Raw genomic sequence first — 23,060 nt, forward strand, 5'->3', positions numbered from 1 at the left:
CGGACGGCGGTAAGCGCACGTTCTATGCGAGATCGTCTACGCGGGGTCGTCGCCGAAACCGGCCGCGTCCCGGCGCGTGCCCGCGTCGAACAGGTCCAGCCAGCCCTGCCGCCTTGCGCTGGCCACGTCGTCCGCCGTGTCCAGATCGAACTGCAACTCCGGCGCATCCAGCCATCCCAACGTGTCGGCAGCTTGCGTGTTCAGCGCATGTCGCAAACCGCGATCTCCGTGCAGGTCCATCGCCGATTGCAGGACCGATGACGACACCACCGCCGGAATGCCGGCGCGGATGTCGCCCGCGTCGCCATGCCGGGTCGCCGCACAACCCGATGCGGATGCCGCCGCGTGCGTCAACAGCTCATTGAGATGATGCGCTTCCAGTGCGGGCTGGTCGCACGCCAGCAACAGCGTGGCACCCGCATGGCCTGCCAGTGATGCCGCCGCCACGCGCAGGCTGCTTGCCAGGCCTTCCTGCCACTGCGCGTTGGACACACACTCCATAGCCACGCGCTCCATGGTCAGGCGTTCGATAGTCAGATCTGCGACAGCCTCGCGAATGCCATGCTCATGCGCGCCGCAGATCACCAGTACCCGTTGCGGCCCGGTTGCCATCGCCAGCCGCGCGACGCGATGCACCAGCGTTTCGCCTTCGCGCCTGAGCAACTGCTTGGGCCGGCCCAGACGCCGACTGCCGCCTGCCGCGAGCACCACGGCACAGTGCCCGGTCATCATGCCGCCGTGCCGATGTGCAGCGACTGCAACTGCGCGGCAATGCTCAAGGCGATGGCTTCGGGCCCCTGCCCGCCCAGATTCAACCCGACGGGTGAGTGCAGGCGCGGCAACAATGCCTGTCGCGTGGCATCGGGCAGCAGCTTGAACAGATCTTCGCGCCTGCGTACCGGACCGAGCAGGCCGATGAACGGAATCGCCGACGCCGCAAGCGCCACCAACGCCTCGCGGTCCAGTTCGAAATGATGATGCATGATCAGGGCGGCGTCCCAGATCCCGCCCCCATCTTTCCCGTCCCCGCCTTGCACAGCCAGGGCGTCCCCGGGCGACAGCGCCAGCACGTGGTCCGCGGCATCGGCTTGCGGTCGCCAGCGCGGCCTGCATTCCGCCAACGTCGTTACCCAACCCAGGCTTTTCAGCAACGACAGCAGCAGCGAGGTTTCCGGGCCCGCGCCCAGCACGAGCACCGTGGGCGGCGGCGGCAGATGCAGCGCCACGTCGCGGAGCGCGCAGGCATCGTCGAACGTGTCGACTCGCTCGAACTCCCAGCACTGCCGGAGTGCCGCCACTCGTGCGTCGATGGTGCCCGCACCGACAAACGACAGATGCAATCCGCCCTGGCCCGCCAGCCACGCCTGCGCAAGACCGGTCCATCCCGGCAGCCCGGCCAATGGCAACAACACGATGTGCAACTGCCCGCGACAACCGACCGCCGAACCGGAAAAAAGCGCCGTGTCATCGCGGGTGTCGATGCTCATCCACGCCGGATTGCCGCCGGCCGCCACGTCGCGGGCGCGGCGCTCGATCTCCGGCTCCAGGCAGCCGCCGCTGAGCCAGCCCACCTGGCCGGTCGACTCACCGAACACGGCCATCGCGCCCGGGCCGACGTAGGTGGACCCTTCGGTCGCCACCACCACGGCCAACGTCGCGGCATCGCCGTCCCGGTGGGCGGCCAGGGCGGCTTCGATCACGGTACGCAAGGCAGGCATGCACGCAGGATACGGCGTGAGGTGGCACGCCTGCATCCGAGAGCGTATGTTTGATCCACCCCAGCCACCGCCAGGGCAACGCTCATGAAACTGCACGTCAATGGTGTCGAACACGAAGTCGATGCGCCGCCCGACATGCCGCTGCTCTGGGTGTTGCGCGACCTGATGGGACTCACCGGCACCAAGTTCGGTTGCGGTATCGCCCAATGCGGCGCATGCACCGTGCATCTGGATGGCGCACCGCTGCGCGCCTGCGTCACGCCGGTGTCGGCCGTTGGTGCACGCAAGATCACTACCATCGAAGGCCTCTCCAGCGACGGCGACCACCCGGTGCAGAAGGCGTGGGCGGAACTGGACGTCGTGCAATGCGGCTACTGCCAGTCCGGGCAGATCATGTCCGCCGCCGCGCTGCTGGCCGCGGTGCCCTCGCCCAGCGATACCGACATCGACCAGGCCATGTCCGGCAACATCTGCCGCTGCGGCACCTACCAGCGCATCCGCGCCGCCGTGCATCGTGCCGCGGAACACTCTGCCACGAAGCCTGCCGCCGCAGAGCATGGCGAAGGCTGACCTCATTCCCTGCCCGATCCGGCCCCTGGCCCGACGGAGATCCGCATGAACGCAGTCATGAATGCCTCCCGCCGCCGCTTTCTCAAGGCCAGCGCCGCAGTGGGTGGCGGCCTGGTCATCGGCTTCGTGATACCGGGCAGCAAGCGGTTCGCCGCTGCGCAGGAAAGCTCTGACCCGGCCGCCACCTCCTTCTCGCCCAATGCATTCCTGCGCATCGGCAACGACGATCGGGTGACCGTGGTGTTGGCGCATTCCGAAATGGGCCAGGGCATCTGGACCACCTTGTCGATGCTGATTGCCGAGGAGCTGGACGCCGACTGGTCGAAGATCGCGGTCGAACACGGCCCGGCCTCGCCCGCGCTCGCCAGTCCGGTGTTCGGCATGCAGGGCACCGGCGGTTCGACCACCACCTGGTCCGAGTTCGACCGCTACCGCCGCGCCGGCGCCACCGCGCGCGCCATGCTGGTGCAGGCGGCATCCGATCGCCTCGGCGTCCCGGTCGGCGACATCCGGGTGGAGAACGGCGAAGTGATCGCCGGCAATCAGCGCCTGCGCTTCGGTGAACTGGCCGACGAGGCCGGCCGGTTGACGCCGCCGGATCCGGCCACGCTGACGCTGAAGGAACCCGCGGACTGGAAGGTCATCGGCAAGCCGACCAAGCGCCTGGACACGCCGGAAAAAATCACCGGCAAAGCCATCTTCGGCATGGACGTGCAGTTCGAAGGGCTGCTGACCGCCGTCGTGGCGCGTTCGCCGGTCTTCGGCGGCCGCATGAAAAGTTTCGACGACAGCGCCGCCCGTGCCGTGACCGGCGTGCGCGAGGTGGTGGCCGTGCCGAGCGGCGTGGCAGTGGTGGCCGATCATTTCTGGGCCGCCAAGCGCGGCCGCGACGCCTTGAAGGTGGAATGGGAGCCGGGCGAGTTCGCCGGCACCGACAGCGCCGCCCTCCGGACCCGGTTCAACGAGTTGGCTGGCCAGCCCGGCGCCATTGCGGCACAGGTGGGCACGCTTGCGACCGACGCTCAAGCGACCGATGACAGCACCGTCGATGACAGCATTGTGTCGGCCGACTACGCCGTGCCCTACCTGGCGCACGCGGCGATGGAACCGCTCAACTGCACCGTGCGCATCGAGGACGACAAGTGCGAGCTGTGGATCGGCACGCAGTTCCAGACCCTCGAGCAGATGGCCGCCGCGCGTATCACCGGCCTGCCGCCGGAAAAGGTGCACGTACATACGACCTTCCTCGGCGGTGCGTTCGGCCGCCGCGCCAACTTCGCGGTGGACGTCGTCGGCGAGGCGGTCGAGATCGCCAAGGCCGTGGGCAAGCCGGTCAAGACGGTGTGGACCCGCGAAGACGACATGCGTGGCGGCTACTACCGCTCGGCCTTCGTGCAGCGCGCGCGCATCAAGCTGGACGACCAAGGCAGGCCGACGTCGTGGCACCACGTGCTGGTCGGCCAGTCGATCATGACCGGCACGCCGATGGAAGCAATGGCGGTGAAGAACGGTGTCGATCACTCCTCGATCGAAGGCGTGCCGAACTCGCCGTATGTCCTCGACACGCCCGCGCATCGCGTCGACCTGCATTCGCCGAAGACCGCGATCCCGGTGCTGTGGTGGCGCTCGGTGGGGCACAGCTACAACGCCTTCGTGATGGAAAGCCTGGTCGACGAACTGGCCGCCAAGGCCGGGCAGGATCCACTGGCCTACCGACGGATGCTGCTGAAGGACCACCCACGTCACCTGGGTGCGCTCGACCTGGCGGCGGAAAAGTTCGACTGGGACGCCGAGCTGCCCAAAGGGCATGGTCGTGGTATCGCCGTGCATGAATCCTTCGGGAGCTTCGTCGCGCAGGCAGCAGAGATCTCGGTAGACAACGGCCAGATCCGTGTCCACCGCGTGGTCTGTGCCATCGACTGCGGGATTGCGGTCAATCCCGAGGGCATCGCGGCGCAGATGGAATCAGGCATCGTGTACGGCCTGAGCGCCGCGCTGTACGGCGCGTTGAACATCAAGGAAGGACGCGTGGTCGAGTCCAACTTTCACGACTACCCGGTCCTGCGCATGGCGCAGATGCCCAGGGTGGAGACGCACATCGTGCCCAGCACGGAGAAATCCGGCGGTGTGGGCGAACCCGGCACGCCACCCATCGCCCCGGCCGTGGCCAATGCGGTGTTCGCCCTGACGGGACAGCGCCTGCGCGAACTTCCACTGCGACTCAAGGCCTGAGGAGACGACGAGCATGCGCATCCTGACCCTTGCCGTTGCCACCCTGCTGCTGTCGGCCTGCGGCCCGCGCCTCAGCCCCGAACAGAAAGCCGAGGCACTCGATGCCTTCGCCACAGTGGAGAAGGTCTTCCAGCACCCACGTTGCAGCAACTGCCACATCCCCGGTGACCAGCCGCTGCAATTCGACAACCAGGTCCCACACGCCATGAACGTGGTGCGCGGCCCCGAGGGCAAGGGCGCACCGGGCCTGCCCTGCGCCGCCTGCCACGGCGAAGCCAACCCGCCGGCCGGCTACGACCCGCAATCGCCCCCGGGCGCGCCGCATTGGCAACTGCCGCCCCCGACCAGAAGATGGCCTGGATTGGGCTGCCCGCCGCGGAACTGTGCAAGATGATCCAGGACAAGTCGCGCAACGGCGACCGCGATTTCGCCGCCCTCACCCAGCACGTGACCGAGGACAAGCTGGTGCTGTGGGGCTGGGAGCCCGGCGGCAACCGCGCCCCCGTGGACGTACCCCACGACGCGTTCGTCACCGCATTCAGGACCTGGGCGGATGCAGGCGGGCCCTGTCCCGAGCCTGTCGCCACTGCCGGAGGCTGAGCCGGCGCTTTCGAACGATCCGGCCCGCATTGCCCCCGCCCCCATTGGCCGCTAGAATCTCCACCTTCGTGGGGCGGTAGCTCAGCTGGGAGAGCGTCGCGTTCGCAATGCGAAGGTCGGGAGTTCGATCCTCCTCCGCTCCACCATTTTTTCCAGTAGAAACAGCGCGCTATCAACGCGCTGTTTCTCTTTCTGTCTCCGTGATGTGCCAGATATCACTGCGTTGGCCTGTACGGCAGGCATGGGCCGCGCTCCCAGAAAATGCATGCCGATCACGCTGAGCCGACGCGACAGGCAGCGCAGGTTCACCCGGTTGCGGTTGCTCAACGTCCACTCGTCGCCGAGCGTGCGCCTGTACGTCAGGTCGACGATGCCGCGGTGTTCGACCGAGTCGCTGGCGCCGGCATCGTCCCTGCCGATCTAGCGGCCACCCACGCGGATCGACCAGCGTTCTGCCAGCCGGCGATCCAGCGCAATGCCGAACGCCGACTCGCGGAACGAACGCAGGTTGTCGGAGGCGAACGAAACCGATGCGTGCAGGCGGGTGCTGGCGTCGAATCGATAGCGTAGTTCGAGTTCGCGCAAGCTTTCCGTCTCCGGATCCACCGCGGATGCGCCGAAACTCGCAAGCAACGCCAGAAGGCCGGCCACGACGCGCGTCGAGCATATCGCGATGGTCATCAGAACGCCTGCCCAATTTCCAGGAAGATGACGCCGTCACCGGTTTCGCGCCAGCCGTAGCCAAGCTGCATCGGTCCGAGCCACGAGTCGAAGCCGAGGTAGACACTGCCATTGAGGATGCCGTCGCCCAGGCTCACGTCCGCGCGCCGCTCCCAGGCATTGCCGAACTCCAGCGTGCCGCCCACCTGCGCGGAGCGGCCGAAGACCTCGGCGAGCTGGTAGCTGTAACCCACGAATACGACGGTGTAGTGCTGGCCGGTCAGCTGGTTGAGCCGGAAGCCGGCAAGGCGCGTGCGGCCACCCAGCCGGTAGCGGTCCTGGAGCGGAAGCTGGCCCGACGTGGTCACGTGGTAGCGCCCGCCAAGCTGCACCGCATGCCTGCCGAAACTCCGCGCCAGCATCGCGTCGAGGTCGAACTTGTCATACTCGGCGTCGCTGCCCAGCCAGTCACGGGAGACGGTGTAGCCCAGCGCCAGGTAGTGCCCGTGGCGCGGAAAGAACAGGCTGTCGAGGCGATCCACGTTGACGAGCGCATACAGAGCGCCCTGGTCGAACTCGAACTCCTCCAGTGCCGGGTCGCCCACTTCCACCTTCGCCTTGCCCTTGCCGAACTCCGTACCGATCGAGAGCGCGCCGTAGTTGCCGAATTCACGCGTCGCCTGCAAACGCACGCCAAGCACGCGGACATCGTAGGTAGCGAAGTTGTTGCCCGCAGCGTCGAACACGTGGATGTTCGGATTGTCGTAGCCGACGCGGGCGTACAGCAGATTGCGGTTGGAGACGTCGAGCGGGTGGTAGTACTCCGCGCCCAGGCCGGGTTCACTGCCCACGGAGAGGATCACCCTTCCCTCGGCGCCGAATGGCGACAGCGGCGAGAACAGGACGCCGGCCCGCAGCGTACTCTCGAATGTGCCTTCGAAATCGGAACTGTAGGTCAGTCCCAACTGCAGATAATTGGGCCCCTGCGGCTTGGCGCGCGCGCGTACCAGTACGCCGGTGCGGCCGTCCTCGCGGACCACTTCGTAGGTGACGCTGGCCAGCGTGCCCAGGCTGTAGACGCGCAGGATCCGCGACTCCACCGCGTCCGCGTCGAGCTGCTGGCCGACCGGGATCCGCAACTGGTCCAGCAGCATCTCGTCGGCATAGCCGGTTTCGTTGTCGAGCCTGACGAACTCCACCACCGGTGCCGTCGCTTCCACGCCATGTTGCGAACGCGAAGCCGCATACACCTCCTGCGAAGCGCCCAGCCGCGCGAGATCCGCATGCGCCGCGTCAGCCGCGCGGTCGCCGATCGCCAAGGCTTCGCCCACCTTTTCGAAATCGCCGGTGGCGACGTCATCGCCAAGCTCCGGCACGATCAGCACATCGCGATCGGCCAGCGTCTGCAGCTGCCGGCGCGTGTTGCCGGTGGTCATCATGCCGCTGATCTGCGAGACCACCTGCAGCAGGCTGGCATTGCGGTCAAGCTTGTCGAGTGGCGTGCCGACATCGACGGCGATCACGATGTCCGCACCCATGCCACGGACGATGTCCACCGGAACCTGGTTGACCAGCCCGCCGTCGAGCAGCACGCGCCCGTCCACTTCCACCGGCTGGAAGATACCGGGCAGCGACATGCTCGCGCGCATCGCCATCGCCAGGCTGCCATGATCGAGCACCACCGCCTCGCCGGTGTTGAGGTCCGTCGCCACGGCGCGGTACGGGATGGGCAACAGGTCGAAGTCCTCGATGGCGCTTACGCCGAGCGTGTTGCGTTCGAACATCGCCAGGATCCGTTCGCCCTGCAGCAGCCCTGGGGAAAGCCTCAACCCCTTGCGCGTGATGCCGACGCCGACCGTGGTCAGGGAATCCCGGTCGTCCTGCTTGCGCCGATAGGAGCGCTCGGGACGTGCAAGCGAATCGTCGAACAGCCGCTTCCAGTCGGTCGATTCCACCAGCTCGCGCAGGTCCTGCGCGGGCATGCCAGACGCATACAGCCCGCCCACCAGCGCACCCATGCTGGTGCCGGCGATGCAATCGACCGGAATGCGCAACTCCTCGATCTTGCGCAGCACGCTGATGTGCGCGATACCCCGCGCCCCTCCGCCACCCAGAGCCAGGCCGACCCGAGGGCGTACATCACCAGCTCCCCGCATACCGCAGCTGGGCGTTGCGACGCTGGACGCAGGGGATTGTTCCTGTGCTCTGGCCGCGCCTGCAGCCAGCAACAGTACCGCCAGCCAGGTCGCCACGCCCCGGTGTCGGGACCGGAACGTGGCGTGCTCGCCTTCCAGTGACAACATCGGGTAGAAGTGCCGCCGCGCCATCACAGGCTCCCCTGGATCAGGGCTGGACCCACCACGCACACCACGATGTCACCCTGCAATGGCTGTTTCCATGCAAGAAGGACGCGCGGCACCGAAGCAAGCAAGGCTTCGCGAAGGACGATCACCCGGTCATTCCAGGATCGCCCTCGCGCCTGTCGGCTGAACCGGGCGATTGTTGGCATGACCCACCGCCTTGCCGACCATGGTCAGCTGATCGGCCGTGGCTTCGACCGTGTGCTTCAGCACGAACCAGCGCACTCCTTCCGAACATGGAGGTGTGGTCAGCGAGCCGTTGTAACGGTAGTAATCGCGATTGGCGGGCAGCAGGTCGGCCGCGGACACCTCCGGTCTCAGTGCCTCCTTGCCGTTCTCGACCTGCGGCACCTGCGGCCACACTTTCTCCAGCGGCTTGTTGCTGTGGCCCTGCTCGAACATCAGTGCCACGACAGCCAGATTGCCTTTCGCGTCGGCATGCACGAAGTGCGCTTCCATCGGGAAGGACTTTCCCTTGATGGTGTTCTCGCTGGGTGAGTGGAAGTGGAACTGCTTCAGCGCAAAGTCCGTGCCGTCCACGGTGATCTTGCTGCCCGGGTTGTAGTTGACCTGGATCGCATGGCCGTTGTTGACCACCTCGTGGCCACCCGGCTTGTAGTCGAATGCAATCCGCGGCAACTCCGCTTCGATGAAGTTGTCCAGGTCGATCGGCGATTGATTCCTGCCAACGCCGCAGGTGCCGAAATCGGACTCGAACTCCGCCCAATGTTCCGGGCCGACTTCGCCTGCATAGCCCCAGTGGTGTGGATGCCCGCCTTCCTGCGCAGCGGTCGGCAGCGCAAGCGAAGCAACGAACAGGCTGGCAAGGAGTGATCGTGTTTTCATGTCGTGTTCCTCGTTTGTGGGAGCAAGAACCTAGTTCTCCGAACGCAACCTGTCCTGCAGCTCGATCAACGGCTGCGGGCTCACGGTGATGAAGCCGCCTTGCGGCCGGTTCAGGTCCACGATCAACGTGACGAGCACGGCGAACGTGAGCGTGATCGGGATGATGCCCACCAGCCTGCGCTTGCCCGACAGGCCGATCTGCAGGCCCAGGGTGCCCATCGTGAGCATGGTGATCGCCAGCAATCCGACCCAAATCCTGCCCGGTATCCGCGCATGGACGCCGTCGGCGACACGTCGTTCGTGCACGGCGATCACGTCGTTGACCGACGCGACCACCAAGGACGTGAAACGATCGGGATCCTCATGGACCGCGGATAACACCTGTGCCCAGATCAGGTCCTGGATCTCCAGCGACCGTGCCACGCCTGCCTTCAGATCGCCGCCGGGACGCGCCGCGCGCAGGCGGACGTCCACGTACTCATCGAGCAGGCGTTTGACCTGAGGGCCGCGTGCGTCGCCAAGCAAGTCCGCCCGCCGATAGGCCGTGCCGATGTGGATCGCTTCGGTCAGCACGTCCTGTTTCCGTGCGCCGTAGTGCGTGGACGCCGTGGAAAACGTGAAGGCCAGCAGGAAGGCCAACATGCCGAGCAGCCCTCCGACGATTGGCCCGACCGATGTCTGGGCGCCTTCGTCCTGGCGGGTGCGCTGGTGGTGGCGGCCGATCAGGATGCCGGCTTCGCACGCTGCGAAGATCAGGAGCACGATGCAGAGGTAGACTCCTGCCATCGGCATCGCTTCGAGGAAATAGCGGCCCATTGCGTGCCCTCGTGCTACTTCTTGGGGAACAGCAAGGTGAAGGTGAAGCGCAGCCCCCATTCGGCGCCGCTGTCCGGCGCTTCGATGTAATAGCGGACGCCGCCCTGGTAACTCACCAGCTGCGTGCCGATGCGGCTGACCTTGCTGTAGCCGACGTTGAGCGGCACGGTCCATTGCTTGCCTTCCCAGTCGTATGTCGATTCCAGCGCGACATTGACCGTCCTTCCTTTTCCAAGGCTCTTGGCCAGGAACGGTTGCAGGTACGTGGCGTTGATGTCCGCACGATCGTCATCGCCGGTGAACGACCAGATATGGTTGAACAGTGCACCGTACGTCCAGCCCGTGGCAGTCTGGCGGAGCGCCACACCGGTCGGACCTGCGCCCCATTTTTCGCCGCCAAGCAGGTCATCGGTCGCGGTTGGAATCAGGAGTACGGGTCCGACGCCCCATGTCCAGCCGCTAGGGGTCAGGGCCTTGGGTGAGAAGAACAGGCTCTGCGTGGTATCACCGAGCCCGAACTGCGTGCCGGCTCCTGGAAAAATGTCGTGCTGGCTGACGATCGGAAGGATGGTGCGGGAGATCATGTTCCAGTCTTCACCGATCGAGACCGGAATCACCGGCTGCAGGTTGAGGGTGAACTTGTCGCCGTCGTCGAGTGCGCCGATGCCGTCGTCGTAGTTGAGTTGCATCGGTACGCTGGTCAGGCTGGCGATCGGATTCGCCAGCTGTTTGGCCAGCGCCTCGGTGTCCTGCGCCCGCGTGACGAGTGAAGCGCAGCCCAGCGCCAGTGCAACACATGTCGGCAGATAGATACGCTGCGAATTCATCGTGCTTTCCCCCTTGCCGACCGGACTACTTGACGGTGTAACCGCGACCCTGCATGCACGCGCCGTAGGCGCGGTAGTAGGTGTCGAGCGATTCAGCCTTCACCGCCTGCACTTGCTGCGCCTGCTGTGCCTGCCTCTGTCGCGAACGTCGTCCACCGGCCAGTACGCCAGCGGTGGCGCCTACCGCCGCGCCCTTGCCGGCGTCGTCGTCGACGATCTCGCCTATCACCGCACCGCCCGCGGCACCGCGCACCGCACCGCGCAGGCGCTCGCCCTGCGGACCCGTGGGCGGAGCCGGCGTTGCCGCGACGGCCGCGGGATCGATGCCGGTGTCCTGCTTCGCCCAAGCCAGGCATTGGGCGTCGTCGACGCTCTGCTGTTCCGCGTCCTGGCCCTTGCCAGGATAGGCGCTGGGCTTTTGCGCCATCACGATTCCTGGCAGACACGACATCAAGAAGACGGTTACGAGGGTGATCACGGTACGGGTCGCGTTGCGCATCTCGATACTCCTGAGGGAAGCGGTGAAGCTGAGGCTGCGGACAACTCAGAAGGTGAAGCCGTAGCCGATCATCGGCCCGCTCATGGTGATCTCCGTGCTGGTGTCTCCCGTCTCCAGTTCCACCGACAGGTAGCGGTAGCCGAACACCCACATGCCGTGCTTCATCCGGTACTGCGCCACCGCGCTGGCGTTCCAGGTTCCTTCGGTATCGCCGAAGGAACCGTCACCGCGCAACGTCAAGCCCCAGCGGTCGGACAGCGCCCAGGTGTAACGCGCACCGAACATGAAGTCGCTGTAGCTGTCGCTGCCGTCGAATGTCGAGGGGCTGAACGCCGTGTTGGCCGGAACGAACCGCACCGTCAGATCGACGTCGATGTAACGCAGGCCCGCGAACAGGTCCAAGCCGCGATAACGACCCTCGCCCGGGCTCCACACCGCCGCCAGTTCGAACAGGCGCATATCCAGGTCCGACTCGGTGTGGAACCTCGGGTGCTCGCGCTCGTCGGCCAGGCCCAGATAGGTGAAGTCCGCGAACATGCCGAAGCGGTCGCCCTGCCCTTCGATGTGGATCTGGAAAGCGCCGTCGATCTTGTCGACGATGTCGTCGAAGCCCCTGTCGGTACTGACGCCCCCCGCTGGCGGTTGAGCCCTCTCCAGATCGGTGCCGATGCTGGCCGCCCACCCATAGGGCGCCACAATCCAGTCCCAACCGTTCCCGTCCGCGGACTGCGCCTGCAGAGAGATGGCCATCAGGCAGAGCGCTGCGGTACCGAACGTTGCTTGTCGGATCACGTTCATTATTAGATCTCCTCAGGTTTGGGCCGGCGTGCTGCCCGGCGTCGCTTGTGTGTCATCGGACTGTCTGACGGCCAGGGGTCGTGCTGCACAGAACCGTGGATTCCATTCACATCATCATCTCCAGTACGCGCCGCACCAGTTCCACGAATGGAATGACGGTGAGCACTAGCGGGAAGAACGGCGCGGAAGTTGCAACGACCAGACGGAACAGCGTTCGCCAGTCGAACGGCACCGATCGCATGCCGCTCAGGATGTCGCTGCTGCTGGCGAGATCGGCCAGCGACTGGATGTCGGCGCTGCCGAGCAGTACGTCGGCCTCAGGTGGCGCACCCTGCATCCATCTGCGCTCGAAATCGCGCGCATAGGCCGTGGCCAGCATTCCGAACTCATGCATCGCCCTGCGGCGCGCCTGCCCGAGGCCCGATGTGAAGAACAGCAGAGGACCGATGATCTGCGCGACCAGAAAGGTCACCAGCAGTGCAATCTCACCCTGAAACTCTGTGGCTGTGCCGGTGCCTGTCAGCACGCGGCTGAAGACGATCCCGGACAAGAGCACGCTCTGTGCGACAAGCAAGGGGGCGAACGCAAACACGCTGTCGCCCAGGAAACCCAGGCCTCCGGCGCGGTCCGGGTGGAGTGCCTTCAGGTCGAGCGGCAGCCGCGATACCTGCCAGAGGAACCGCCACCAGATCGCCAGGCGGAAGTACCAGCGCAGCAGCAGAAACTGGAAGATCGGAATGCTTGCATGGGCGAGCCAGACGCCCGCCCCTGTGAGCTCGCTGCGGCCGGCATCTACGCGCGCATACCATGTGTCGACATGCAGCGCGAGGCCGTTCTTCCACAGCACCGGCCCCAGCACGAAGACCAGAATCAGCAAAGCAACTTCCACTATCGTCGAGTTGCGCAGGCGCATCGCTGCGGCGAGGGCTTCGTCAAAGCGCGGCCGAGACGACAAGGCGACTATGTCGCGTTCGCGGAACTCATCGACGATCCGCCACAGTCGCTGATGCACGACCAGCTCCGCCACCAACAGGATCGGAATGGCGATCAGGAACCGGGCATACGCTTCCACGTCGGCCAGGAACGGTACGGCCACCCCGCCAACGGCGTGACCTTCGACTAGGCTCAGTGCAAGCAGCGGCAGCCACGCCAGCGCCGTAATCACCAGCACGCGCCGGAGCATGAGCCCTAGAGGTACCCGTGCAAGCCGGGTTCTGAGCAGCAGCTGATACAGCGGCCCGCCCAGGACCAACGAGAAGTCCCCAGTGGAAGCAGGAGTGCTGGCGCTACCGTTCGCTGGAGATGGCAATGGTTTGATCATTCTGCGTCAGGATCATCCATGCCTGGAATCAGCCCCTGTTTCCCGGCTGGAAAGCGCCGGCAACCGACATTCGGCTACCGGCGGGTTCTGTCCTAAGTTGCCTCGACGTACTTCACATGCACCTGATCGATGGTGCCGTTGAACTTGAACGGCGCCTTGTCGCAGTAGTCGAGCGAAACCGGCGAGCCGAGCGCAACGCCGATGTCGAGGCAGTCGTTGGCGGTGAACAGCAACGGCGCGCTGACCGGGACCGTGCCCTCGGCTACCGCTTTTCCGTTCACCTTCAAGGTCACCTTCAAAGGACCGGCTGGCCGGCGTTCGACGTAGTCGGTCTCCACCTCGATCCTGACCTTGCCCGATGGCAACCTGTCCTTGGCGCGGATCTTGGTACGCTGGATGAGGAACAGGTTGTACTCGTAGCAGAGGATGCCGTCTTCCACGAAGCAGGTGAGCCCGCCCGCGGCCGAGCCAAGCTTGTACAACACGCCGTTGGCATCGGCCGGAATGTCGGCATCGATGGTGACCACGTTCGGCTTGTTGCCAAGCGCAGGCGCACAGAACTCCGGCATGCGCGTCGTACTGCCGGAGAGCGTCCACTCCTTGTACGGCGGCGCGATGCGCATCTCCGGATGCAGCGCCGCAACCCACAGTCCTCCGCCGACAGGAAGCACTTTGTTGCGCGTGGCCTCGATCAGGAAGATGTCCTTGAGTTGTGCAAGCTTTTCCGGATTCGTCGCCGCGAGGTCGTTGGCCTGGCTCCAATCCTCGTCCAGGTTGTAGAGCTCCCAGTCGTCGTCGTCGGGCGTCCATTCGTGAATGCCCGGCGGCAAGCCCGCCAGCCAGGGCGTACGTGGCCCGAAGGCTGAGGCCATCCATCCGTCGTGGTAGATGGCTCGGCTGCCCATGATCTCGAAGTACTGCGTGAGCAACTGCCCCTCGGCCTTCGGATCATTGAATGAGTAGGCAAAGCTGGTCCCGTCGATGGGATCCTGCGGGATGCCATTCACCACGCGTGGCGGCGTGATGCCGATTACCTCGTAGATCGTGGGGACCAGGTCGTTGCAATGGTGGAACTGGGCCCTGGGAGTCGCGTCCGGCTTGATCTTTGCGGGCCAGCGCACTGCCATTGGATTGCGCGTTCCGCCGAAGTGCGAAGCAAGCAACTTGGTGCCCTTGTAGGGCGTGCTGCCGGCCCACGCCCATCCGGCATGGTACTGGTTGTCGGTCTTCGGAGAGCCCAGCACGTCAAGGCCGCCGAGCTCCTCGAGCGCCGCGATGTGCTGCTGCACCGTCGTAGGAATGCCGTTCTGGGCCAGCAGTTCGCTGATGGTTCCGTTCTGACCCTCGGACGAGGAACCGTTGTCGCCCCAGATGTAGAACACCAGCGTGTTCTCGGCGTAGCCGAGCCTGTCGACTTCATCGAGCAAGCGGCCCACCTGCACGTCCACGTGTTCGGCATAACCGGCAGCCACCTCCATCAGACGGCGCTGGAATGGCCGCTCGCTTTCCGGAATGCTCTCCCACGAGGCCATCGTTGGATGGCGTGGCGTCAACTGCGTGTTCTGGGGAATCCAGCCTTTTTCCTTCGCGCGCTTGAACACACGCTCCCGGTAGGCATCCCAGCCGTCGTCGAACTTGCCCTTGTAGCGGTCTGCCCATTCCTTCGTGACATGGTGCGGACCGTGGATGGCGCCGCTTGCCCAGTACATGTAGAACGGCTTGTCTGGTTGCATCGCGCGGTGCTTCTGCAACCAGTCGATTGCGTCGTCGGCAAGATCCTCGCTGAGGTGGTAACCCTCCTCCGGAGTTCTTGGCGGCAGCACTACTGTGGTGTTGCGCACGAGGTTGGGTTCGTACTGGGATGCTTCTCCCGCCAGGAACCCGTAGAAATACTCGAAGCCCTGACCGGTGGGCCAACTATCGAACGGTCCGGCGACCGTGGTTTCTTCGGCTGGGGTGTTGTGCCATTTTCCCCACGCGGCGGTTGCATAGCCGTAGCATTTCAGGACTTCCGCCGCCAGCGCGCTACTTTTCGGGATGTGCCCGGAATAGCCGTCCCAATCGTTGGCGAGTTCGGCGATCTGGCCGTTTCCGATGCGGTGGTGATTTCGCCCGGACAGGAGCGAGGCACGCGTTGGCGAGCACATGGCCGTCGTATGGAAACGGTTGTAGGTGATACCTTCTGCGACGATGCGGTCCAGCGATCTGGTTTGCACCTCGCCGCCGAAGGTAATGGGCAATCCAGGGCCGGCATCGTCGATGAGGATGATCAGGATGTTGGGTGCGTCTTCTGGCAGATGCCGCTCCGCCGGGGCAGGCTTGTAGACGGACTCCTGCATGGTGCGGCCCGCAGTGCTTCCGGATGCCTTGGGCGGAAACGGCAGGGAGTCCTGCCTCGCAATCTTCTTGTCGCTCATGGGGTCTCTCCTGCGTTGCTCGTACCAAGTGATGACGGCTGGGGTGTCGGCGAGTTGCTGGAAGTCATCGATATGCCCTGCGCGAGAGGCGCGTCACCAGTCCACGCACGATCAGGTAAGGCACGATCGCCAGGACGATCGCTACGATGATTGCCTCGCCCGGATAGACGAAGCGCGCCACGATGAACTGGTAAACGACATCGAGCACGAGCGCGAGGACGAATATCTTTCCAACGCTCTTCCATCCGTCCTTGACCATGTCCCTACGATGGGCAGGTTCGGTCAGCAGCGCCCAGAAGTACGGCGGCTTGCCAGTCCTCGCATCCTTCAGGCCCGCGATCGTCGCGAAGATCAAAGCCATGATGGGTTGCAGCAGGAGCCTGAACTTCATTGGTCCGCTGATCCGATCGCCCATGTTTTCGACGAAGCGCACCCAGATGTCGTCCATATCGAGTTCCTACTGTTGGATGAACAACCAGAACGCCGTGAATCCGCCTGCAAGCACCAGCAGCACGGTGAGCATGATCACCGCGCGATGCAGTGGCCTGAACCGTGCGGTCTCGATGTCCTGGTTGACGTGCCAGTAGCGGTATAGCGACCAAACGATCAACGCCAAGCCGATGACGACCATACCGGCGCCCGCGTGCTCGGAGCTGCGCAGCATCGGCCCGGTCTGGTCCGAGGCCAGCTTTCCGTGCTCCTGCAGGAAAATGCTGAAGCGATTGATGGTTATTCCGAAGCCGATCAGCGAGATCGATGTCCGCAAATAGGCCACGTGCGTGCGCTCGTTGGCCAGATGCGAGCGCAGGTCGGCCAGCCCGGTGCGCTTGATCGACAGCCTGGTGCGGTGCGTCGACAGCAGCGTCGACGCGGTGCCGCTGTCCTTGCCTTCGATCGAGCGCGCCAGGTCCTCGGGCAGGCCGGGATTGGATGGCTGGGACTCGTTCACGCGGCCTCCTGCACATGCGATGCGGCCTCGAGATCGCGCTCGAGGAAATAGTTGAGGAAGGTGCGGATCACCGCGATCGCACCAAGCTGGCCGATCGCCTGCCAGTCCGGAGTGATGGCGGTACGCACGACATCGGCGGCAAGCATGAATTCCAGCCCCAGCAACAGCCAGCGTGCCAGGCCCAGCCAGGCAGCCCGGCGCATCCCATGGCTGACGTGTCCGCGCAGCATCGGCCACAGCGACCGGTACGCCGCCTCCAGGCCACCGACGGCGACGACCAGGATCGAAATCGCTTCCAATGTAAGCGCGACGTACTCGGCCAAGGTTTTGAAGACTTCTTCCAAAGCACTACTCCCCGGATGTGACGCTGCGGACAACGCAACGAAAACCAAGATGCGAGGTGGACGTGTCCACCGGCTGCGACATGCGTGCGGCCGGGCGATAGCGCTGGCAGTAGTTCGGTGCGCACAAATGCGAACCGCCCTTCATGACCTTGCGTGGAATACGGATGTGCGGCTGCGCAGGGTCGTAGCTGGCATCACGTGCGCCTCCACGAGGATTGCTGGGGATGCAGCAGGCCTTGAGTGCAGCTTGCGGATGACGCGGGCTGTACCAGTCGCAGGTCCATTCCCAGACGTTGCCGATCAGGTCTACCAGCCCATAGGCACTGGCCGGATAGGCGCCCACGGGTGACGTACCAATGTGTCCGTCCTCGGCCAGGTTCTGCCAAGGGAATTCGCCTTGCCAGGTGTTGGCCAGGTGTTTGCCGCCCGGCGCGAGTTCATCGCCCCAGGCGTACTCGCTGTCGCCGCCACCGCCGCGCGCCGCCCATTCGAACTCGGCTTCGGTAGGGAGCTGCTTGCCTGCCCACCTTGCGTACGCTTCGATGTCGGCATAGGCGACATGCACGACGGGATGATCGTCGCGGCCGTCGATCGAACTGTCCGGCCCTTGCGGGTGCCGCCAGTCGGCGCCGGGAACCAGCTGCCACCACTGGTAGTGATCGTGCAGCCCCACACGATGCGGTGGCGGCACGAACACCACCGATGCCGCCACCAGCAACGCCGGGTCGGCGTTCGGGTAGTCGGCCTCGTTCGGAGGGACTTCGCAGAAGGTGACGTAGCCGGTGGCCTCGACGAAACGCCGGAACTGGGCATTGGTCACCGGCGCGATATCCATCCAGAATCCGTCTACTTCGACCGGATGTGCTGGCGCTTCCTCCGGATAGTGGTAATCCGAGCCCATGCGGAACTCGCCGGGCGGCACCCAGACCATGCCGGGCGCGGGTGCTTCATCAAGCGTCGCCACGTTGGCGGGCCGGGTCACGGCATTCATGGCTATTCTCCTGTGGCCGGACGCGCGAACGCACCTGGTCGTACTGCGACAGGCACTCGAACAGCGCTCGTGCGGCGTCGCGTTCGTCGCCTGCGATCTGCGCGGGGGTGCCGAACGCGTCAAGGCGCGCCCGGTGCGGCGATACGGCCAGCCCTCGCGGGCACTTTGTGAAGCTAGCGGGCATAGGGAACCTGCACCGCCTGCTCGAATCGCACGATCGCGCGCAGCTTGTTCTCGACCTGCAGGTAGCGCGCGGCCTTGACCACCGGCACCGCCTTCCTGAGCTTGCGGAACGTGCGATCCATCTGCCTGGCCTCGTCTTTTTCGATATCCAGCGCTTCGTCGGCGCTGTAACCGGGATTCCCGGTTTCCTGCGACCAGGCCGGGGCGGCGGTGAACGCGGCGATCAGACCCAAACGAGCCAGTGCAAGCATGAGGTGCTCCTTGACGAATCGATGGAGGGATTGATGGATGGCACGCGACCCAGCTCAGCCTCCGGCCTTGAACGGATACTTCGCGAAGATCTCGGCTACAGCGGCGCGGATCGCGGCCTGACGGTCTTCCTGCGATTTCCTGGTGACGCGGCCGACGGCCACCCCTTCCCACACCAGCTGCTTGTGCTGCGCATCGATGAGATCGACGTTGAGCGTGCCCTCGACGTACTGGTCCACGTGGGTCTCGTACCCGCCCCACCCGCTGTAGAAGCCACGCCGGTAGCCGTAGTACATCGGTGCTACAGGGACCTGGCTGATGTCGGTGCGCTGCGCCAACCGACCGTTGAAGTTGACCAGCAGGTCGGCGCCGGTCTCCGCGTACGTATAGCCGCGCGCTTCCATTTCCCCGCGCACGGCGGCCTTCAGTGTCTGCGTGATCAATGATTCGTAACCGGCCTGGTCAGTACCCAGCGGCTCGTAGAAGCCAAAGCTTCGGTAAGCGGCGAAGTTGGCACTGCGGTCGTAGTCCGAGGTGATCTTGGGCCCGGTAGCGCAAGCCACCAACAGAAGCGAAAGCCCGGCCGTCAGAACGATGCGCGAAAATGACTTCATCTCCGTCTCCCAACGCAAGGAACCAATGCATCGCATGTCCATCGCACTGCTGCGGCTGGCGTCAGTACCAGAACGATCACAGTGAGCATCGTTTCGATTGAACGGAGATGACCCATGTCATGCCCTCGCTGGCAGTCGAACCGGATCCCGATGGCTGCGTGCTTGCAGCTGTGATGGGCAGGCTAGGCCGGGGCGGAGCGGGGCGTAATTGGACCTTGATCCCATTCAGGCATATTCTCGGGTCGGCCGCCTCGACACGAATCCGACCAGCGGTCGCCAGGGGTGGGACCAAGGGCCTACTGTGCAACACGGCCATGCACGCGCATGCTGCCTTATTGGCGCATTACACCCGTGTCGTCCGGACCGTGGCCGATTGCAGTCGCCGATATCGTTGTAGTACTGGCGGGAGAAATCTGATGTCGTTCCGGGGAGCGCAGGACCTTGGATTGCACTGATGCCAGCGTACTGTTGATCGACGACGATGCAGCCGTGCGCAACGGCCTGGTCCGGCTGATTCGTTCGGCCGGATGGAACGCGACGCCGTTCGCGTCCGCGGAAGAGTTTCTCGCCTCCGACGCTACCGATGACCTGGGCTGCATCGTGCTCGACATCCGCATGCCCGGACTCACCGGCCCGGAGTTGCACGCCTGGATGCGCGAGCACGACATTTCGTTGCCCGTGATCTATCTTTCCGGCTTTTGCGACATCCGCACGAGCGTCCAGGCAATGAAACTGGGGGCTTCCGATGTGCTCGAGAAGCCCGCCGATGCCGATGTCCTGCTGCAGGCGATCGCTGCCGCCGTCGAACGCCATCGTCAAGACTGTTCCCGCCGCCAGGCCTCCGATGCGTTCGGCACCCGGCTCGGAACGCTGTCCGTGCGCGAACGCGAGGTCATGAACCACGTGATCCTCGGGCGGCTGAACAAACAGATCGCCGCCGACCTTGGCATCTCCGAGAAGACGGTGAAGGTGCACCGCGGCCGGATGATGGCGAAGATGCGTGTGCGCTCCGTCGCCGAACTGGTTCACCAATGCGACCAGTTCGGTATCGCGGAGCCGGAAGCAGCCTGAGGGCTTCCCAGCTCACCCGGTCTGCCCGACAGAACCTGGAGCGCCCCATCGGATGGGATCAAGGTCCCATACTCTTTCACCTCCCGGCCGGACTAGTGTCCAGTGGGGCAAGACTTGCGCCAGCTTCTCCCAGCCTACGCCAGTCCTGACCGAACCGTCGGCATTGCCCCAGGACGCGACAGGAGACCCGAGGTGGTCAAGCGCGAAGTAGCAGCCACGGTGGTCTACATCGTCGACGACGACGCTGCCGTGCGCGAAGGTTTCGCCCGGCTCCTCCGTTCGGCGGGGCTGGCCCCACGCCCCTATGGATCGCCGGAGCAGTTCCTTGAGGAAGTAATCAATACCCCGGACGCCTGTGTGCTGCTGGACATCACCATGCCACGCATGACCGGCGCCGACGTCCAGGCACGCCTGTCCAGTCTTGAGATCGCCTTGCCGGTGATCACCGTCTCGGCCCGCGACGATGCCGAGACGCGATCCTGGGCGCGCGAGCTCGGGGCGCGCATGTTCCTGCGCAAACCGGTCGACGACCAGGCCCTTATCGATGCGATCAACTGGGTGACCGGCAGCAACCACGACCGTTGAACCCGGGACGACAAGTCCCGCGATGACGGACACATAGGAGATTCTTTCCCCGGAGGTCGGCGCTAGACTGGCGCCTGTCCCGGCGCGGGCCGGGCAGGGGATCAACTATGGACTGGGTCGACATTCTCTGGCCGTTGATGGGAGGGGTGAGCCTGACCCTCGGCCTCATCCACGTGCTGATCTGGTTCCGGCTGCGCAACCAGCCCGCATTCCTGATGTTTGCCCTGGCTGCAGGCGCGATCGCAGTGTTGTCGGTCTTCGAACTGTCCCTGATGCGCGCCCAGACACCACAGCAGTACGCGGCGATACTGCGCCAGGCACAACTGCCGGTCCTGCTGGTGCTCGTTTCCCTGATCGGATTCGTCCTCCTGCATTTCCGTGCAGGCCGGCCATGGCTGGGATTCACCGCGTTCGCGTTGCGCGTGGGCAGCCTGCTCCCCGGCCTGGTCTCGGGAGGAAGCCTCAGATTCCTCAATATCGAGGAACTGCGGCAGGTCGAACTTTGGGGAGGGGCCGTCGTGGCGGTGCCCGTCGGCAATGCGAGCCCTTGGCTGCTGCTCGCCCAGGCCAGCGAGCTGGTCCTGGTGCTGTTCCTCGCGGATGCGATCGCATCGGTCTGGCGACGTACGCGAGACCACTCTGAGCGACGACGCGCCATGCTCGTGTGCGGAAGCATGATCGTGTTCGTGCTGATCGCCGGTGCCCTGGCGTCGCTGGTGGCGTTCGGCCGCGTGCATGCGCCGCTGATGGTCAACATCCCGTTCCTCGGTGTGCTCATCGTGATGAGTCTCGAGCTGGGCGGGCGCGTCGCGCGCTCGTTCTGGCTCGAGCGCCGGCTGGAGGAGAGCCAGTCGACGCTGCGCGGCAGCGAGGAGCGCTTCCGGTCAACGGCGGAGGCCGTCGGACTCGGCTTGTGGATCTGGGACGCCCAAAGCAGCCAGACGTGGCTCACCGAAGTGGGCAGTGCCATGATCGGCATGCCAGTGGGCGAAAGGTTGAGCCGTGAATCGCTGCTGTCTCGCATCCATCCCGGAGACCGCGCCGCGCTCCTTCAGGCGCGAGACGACGCCCTACTCCACACCGGCAGGTTCGAGTGTGAGTACAGGCTACCGCAGCCAGGCGGTGGCGTCCGCTGGATCGCCGCCAGCGGTCGCGTCGAGTACGACCCGTTGGGCGCGCCCAAGTGCCTGCGTGGCGTGATCATCGACATCAGCGAACGGCGTCAGGCCGAAGAACTCTTCCGTGTCGTGTTCGAGAACTCCCCTATCGCCAAACTGATGGTCGATGGTGACGGCTGCATCGTGCTCGCCAATATCCAGGCGGCGCGCGTGTTCGGCCACGACCGGGCGGACCTTCTGGATCAGCACATCGACCGGCTGGTGCCGGAGCTCCGCGCGGAACGCTCGCACCGTGGCGTGTGGGTCATGGACACTCCTGGCATCCCCCCCGCGCGTGAGCTGCCTGGATACCGCAAGGACGGAAGCAACGTCCCGATAGAGGTGACTGTCAGTCCGATCGTCGTCGACGGCAAGCAGTTCGTGCTCGCTTCCATCCATGACATCAGCAAACGCGTGAGCATCCAGAATGAAGTGGCGGTCCAGCGCGAGGAGCTCACTCACCTCTCGCGCATCGCCCTTCTGGGCGAGATGTCAGGCTCGCTGGCCCATGAGCTCAATCAGCCGCTGACGGCGGTGTTGAGCAACGCCCAGGCCGCATTGCGCTTCCTCGACAACGATCGACCGGACCTGCACGAAGTGCACGCGTGCCTGACACAGATCGTCGAGAGCGACAAACGTGCGGGCGAAATCATCCGCCGGCTGCGCGCGATGCTCCGCAAGGAGCAGGTCAGCTACGAGGAGCTGCAGGTCAACGATGTCGTACACGACGTCCTGCGCCTGATCAACAGCGACCTGTTGAACCGCAACGTGTCCGTACGCCTGAATCTGGCGTCGCCACTTCCTTCGGTCAGCGGCGACCGGGTGCAGCTGCAGCAGGTGTTGCTGAACCTGGTGATCAATGCGTGCGATGCGATGGACCAGATCGAGACCGACCGTGCCCTGGCGATCCTGACCCGGAGCACGGAGGATCCCGGTGTCGAGATCCTGGTCAGCGACGTTGGACGGGGCATTCCGCCCGACGACCTGGAAGGCGTATTCGCCCCATTCACGACGAGCAAGCCGCAGGGGCTGGGTCTAGGACTGGCGGTCTGCCGAACCATCATCCACGCACACCACGGCACGCTCGTGGCAGTCAACAACCCGGGCGTGGGCGCCACCTTGAAGATCCTGTTGCCGGCGTGTTCTGCCGGATCCGACGAAGCATTTCGTAATGCTCCCGGTTCTCGAGAATTCCAAAAGTCGAGTTAGGTGGAAGCGTGCGAAAGATGGTTCCATACGCGTTACCACTCGTT

25 protein-coding genes and 1 tRNA gene are annotated in these 23,060 nt (G+C 64.8%); 9 read left to right on the forward strand and 17 right to left on the reverse strand.

Going from position 1 to position 23,060, the window contains the following annotated elements; translation table 11 throughout:
• Positions 1–36 precede the first annotated feature (36 nt).
• Together FKV23_RS10300 and FKV23_RS10305 are read right to left on the reverse strand one after the other, a co-directional pair.
• Positions 37–732: a nucleotidyltransferase family protein gene (locus FKV23_RS10300; RefSeq protein WP_141623766.1), complete on the reverse strand. Its 696-nt coding sequence runs from the start codon at positions 730–732 to the stop codon at positions 37–39.
• On the reverse strand, positions 729–1,718 hold the full coding sequence (locus tag FKV23_RS10305; RefSeq protein WP_141623767.1) for an XdhC family protein: 990 nt from the start codon (positions 1,716–1,718) through the stop codon (positions 729–731). Before FKV23_RS10305 ends, FKV23_RS10300 begins: the two co-directional genes overlap by 4 nt.
• An 84-nt stretch (positions 1,719–1,802) precedes the next feature.
• Here FKV23_RS10305 and FKV23_RS10310 point away from each other — a divergent pair, with 84 nt between their 5' ends.
• From FKV23_RS10310 to FKV23_RS17235, 6 genes are all read left to right on the forward strand, one after another.
• Positions 1,803–2,288, forward strand: a complete 486-nt coding sequence (locus FKV23_RS10310) for a (2Fe-2S)-binding protein (RefSeq protein WP_141623768.1) — start codon at positions 1,803–1,805, stop codon at positions 2,286–2,288.
• Between the two features lie 45 nt (positions 2,289–2,333).
• Entirely contained in the window at positions 2,334–4,520 is a 2,187-nt protein-coding gene (locus tag FKV23_RS10315) for a xanthine dehydrogenase family protein molybdopterin-binding subunit (protein ID WP_208543152.1), read from the forward strand.
• Positions 4,521–4,533: 13 nt separating this feature from the next.
• Positions 4,534–4,914: a hypothetical protein gene (locus FKV23_RS17370; protein WP_208543153.1), complete on the forward strand. Its 381-nt coding sequence runs from the start codon at positions 4,534–4,536 to the stop codon at positions 4,912–4,914.
• Complete coding sequence (locus tag FKV23_RS17375; protein ID WP_208543154.1) at positions 4,911–5,120, forward strand: hypothetical protein; 210 nt, start codon at positions 4,911–4,913, stop codon at positions 5,118–5,120. The genes FKV23_RS17370 and FKV23_RS17375 overlap by 4 nt, the downstream gene beginning before the upstream one ends.
• Positions 5,121–5,190: 70 nt before the next feature.
• A tRNA-Ala gene (locus tag FKV23_RS10325) sits at positions 5,191–5,266 on the forward strand.
• Between the two features lie 119 nt (positions 5,267–5,385).
• Positions 5,386–5,544 carry a hypothetical protein gene (locus tag FKV23_RS17235; protein WP_167285155.1) on the forward strand — a complete coding sequence of 53 codons (159 nt, stop codon included), beginning with the start codon at positions 5,386–5,388 and terminating at the stop codon, positions 5,542–5,544.
• Here the strand turns inward: FKV23_RS17235 and FKV23_RS10330 are convergent.
• From FKV23_RS10330 to FKV23_RS10400, 15 genes are all read right to left on the reverse strand, one after another.
• Positions 5,541–5,801: a hypothetical protein gene (locus FKV23_RS10330; RefSeq protein WP_141623769.1), complete on the reverse strand. Its 261-nt coding sequence runs from the start codon at positions 5,799–5,801 to the stop codon at positions 5,541–5,543. The two genes, FKV23_RS17235 and FKV23_RS10330, sit on opposite strands and share 4 nt — an antisense overlap.
• Positions 5,801–8,107: a patatin-like phospholipase family protein gene (locus FKV23_RS10335; RefSeq protein ID WP_244243979.1), complete on the reverse strand. Its 2,307-nt coding sequence runs from the start codon at positions 8,105–8,107 to the stop codon at positions 5,801–5,803. The genes FKV23_RS10330 and FKV23_RS10335 overlap by 1 nt, the downstream gene beginning before the upstream one ends.
• A 129-nt stretch (positions 8,108–8,236) precedes the next feature.
• Complete coding sequence (locus FKV23_RS10340; RefSeq protein WP_141623770.1) at positions 8,237–8,986, reverse strand: carbonic anhydrase; 750 nt, start codon at positions 8,984–8,986, stop codon at positions 8,237–8,239.
• Positions 8,987–9,016: 30 nt separating this feature from the next.
• A complete protein-coding gene (locus FKV23_RS10345) occupies positions 9,017–9,802 on the reverse strand; it encodes a bestrophin-like domain (RefSeq protein WP_141623771.1) in 786 nt (261 codons plus the stop codon).
• A 14-nt stretch (positions 9,803–9,816) separates the two neighbouring features.
• The gene (locus tag FKV23_RS10350) at positions 9,817–10,629 is read right to left on the reverse strand and encodes a transporter (protein ID WP_141623772.1); all 813 of its coding nucleotides are present in this window, start codon (positions 10,627–10,629) and stop codon (positions 9,817–9,819) included.
• Between the two features lie 25 nt (positions 10,630–10,654).
• Positions 10,655–11,128: a glycine zipper family protein gene (locus FKV23_RS10355; protein ID WP_141623773.1), complete on the reverse strand. Its 474-nt coding sequence runs from the start codon at positions 11,126–11,128 to the stop codon at positions 10,655–10,657.
• 45 nt (positions 11,129–11,173) lie between these two features.
• Positions 11,174–11,926, reverse strand: a complete 753-nt coding sequence (locus FKV23_RS10360) for a hypothetical protein (protein WP_141623774.1) — start codon at positions 11,924–11,926, stop codon at positions 11,174–11,176.
• A gap of 106 nt (positions 11,927–12,032) precedes the next feature.
• Positions 12,033–13,247 (reverse strand): hypothetical protein, encoded by a 1,215-nt coding sequence (locus FKV23_RS10365; protein ID WP_167285158.1) that lies wholly within the window; start codon positions 13,245–13,247, stop codon positions 12,033–12,035.
• Positions 13,248–13,339: 92 nt separating this feature from the next.
• On the reverse strand, positions 13,340–15,664 hold the full coding sequence (locus FKV23_RS10370) for an arylsulfatase (RefSeq protein ID WP_208543155.1): 2,325 nt from the start codon (positions 15,662–15,664) through the stop codon (positions 13,340–13,342).
• 64 nt (positions 15,665–15,728) lie between these two features.
• A complete protein-coding gene (locus FKV23_RS10375) occupies positions 15,729–16,112 on the reverse strand; it encodes a hypothetical protein (RefSeq protein WP_141623776.1) in 384 nt (127 codons plus the stop codon).
• A gap of 9 nt (positions 16,113–16,121) precedes the next feature.
• Entirely contained in the window at positions 16,122–16,613 is a 492-nt protein-coding gene (locus FKV23_RS10380) for a YidH family protein (RefSeq protein ID WP_208543156.1), read from the reverse strand.
• Positions 16,610–16,957 (reverse strand): DUF1622 domain-containing protein, encoded by a 348-nt coding sequence (locus FKV23_RS10385; protein ID WP_141623777.1) that lies wholly within the window; start codon positions 16,955–16,957, stop codon positions 16,610–16,612. Before FKV23_RS10385 ends, FKV23_RS10380 begins: the two co-directional genes overlap by 4 nt.
• Positions 16,958–16,961: 4 nt before the next feature.
• Entirely contained in the window at positions 16,962–17,948 is a 987-nt protein-coding gene (locus FKV23_RS10390; RefSeq protein ID WP_141623778.1) for a formylglycine-generating enzyme family protein, read from the reverse strand.
• Positions 17,949–18,121: 173 nt separating this feature from the next.
• Positions 18,122–18,382, reverse strand: coding sequence for a hypothetical protein (locus tag FKV23_RS10395; protein ID WP_141623779.1), 261 nt, complete (start codon positions 18,380–18,382; stop codon positions 18,122–18,124).
• A 54-nt stretch (positions 18,383–18,436) separates the two neighbouring features.
• Entirely contained in the window at positions 18,437–18,994 is a 558-nt protein-coding gene (locus FKV23_RS10400; protein WP_141623780.1) for a DUF4136 domain-containing protein, read from the reverse strand.
• Between the two features lie 468 nt (positions 18,995–19,462).
• Between FKV23_RS10400 and FKV23_RS10405 the strand changes: the two genes are divergently transcribed.
• From FKV23_RS10405 to FKV23_RS10415, 3 genes are all read left to right on the forward strand, one after another.
• Positions 19,463–20,065, forward strand: a complete 603-nt coding sequence (locus tag FKV23_RS10405; RefSeq protein ID WP_208543157.1) for a response regulator transcription factor — start codon at positions 19,463–19,465, stop codon at positions 20,063–20,065.
• Between the two features lie 192 nt (positions 20,066–20,257).
• Positions 20,258–20,650 (forward strand): response regulator transcription factor, encoded by a 393-nt coding sequence (locus FKV23_RS10410; protein ID WP_167285159.1) that lies wholly within the window; start codon positions 20,258–20,260, stop codon positions 20,648–20,650.
• A gap of 107 nt (positions 20,651–20,757) precedes the next feature.
• Positions 20,758–23,016 carry a PAS domain S-box protein gene (locus FKV23_RS10415; RefSeq protein ID WP_141623783.1) on the forward strand — a complete coding sequence of 753 codons (2,259 nt, stop codon included), beginning with the start codon at positions 20,758–20,760 and terminating at the stop codon, positions 23,014–23,016.
• Positions 23,017–23,060 lie beyond the last annotated feature (44 nt).

The organism is Lysobacter alkalisoli, from assembly GCF_006547045.1.
Taxonomy (GTDB): Bacteria; Pseudomonadota; Gammaproteobacteria; order Xanthomonadales; family Xanthomonadaceae; genus Marilutibacter; species Marilutibacter alkalisoli.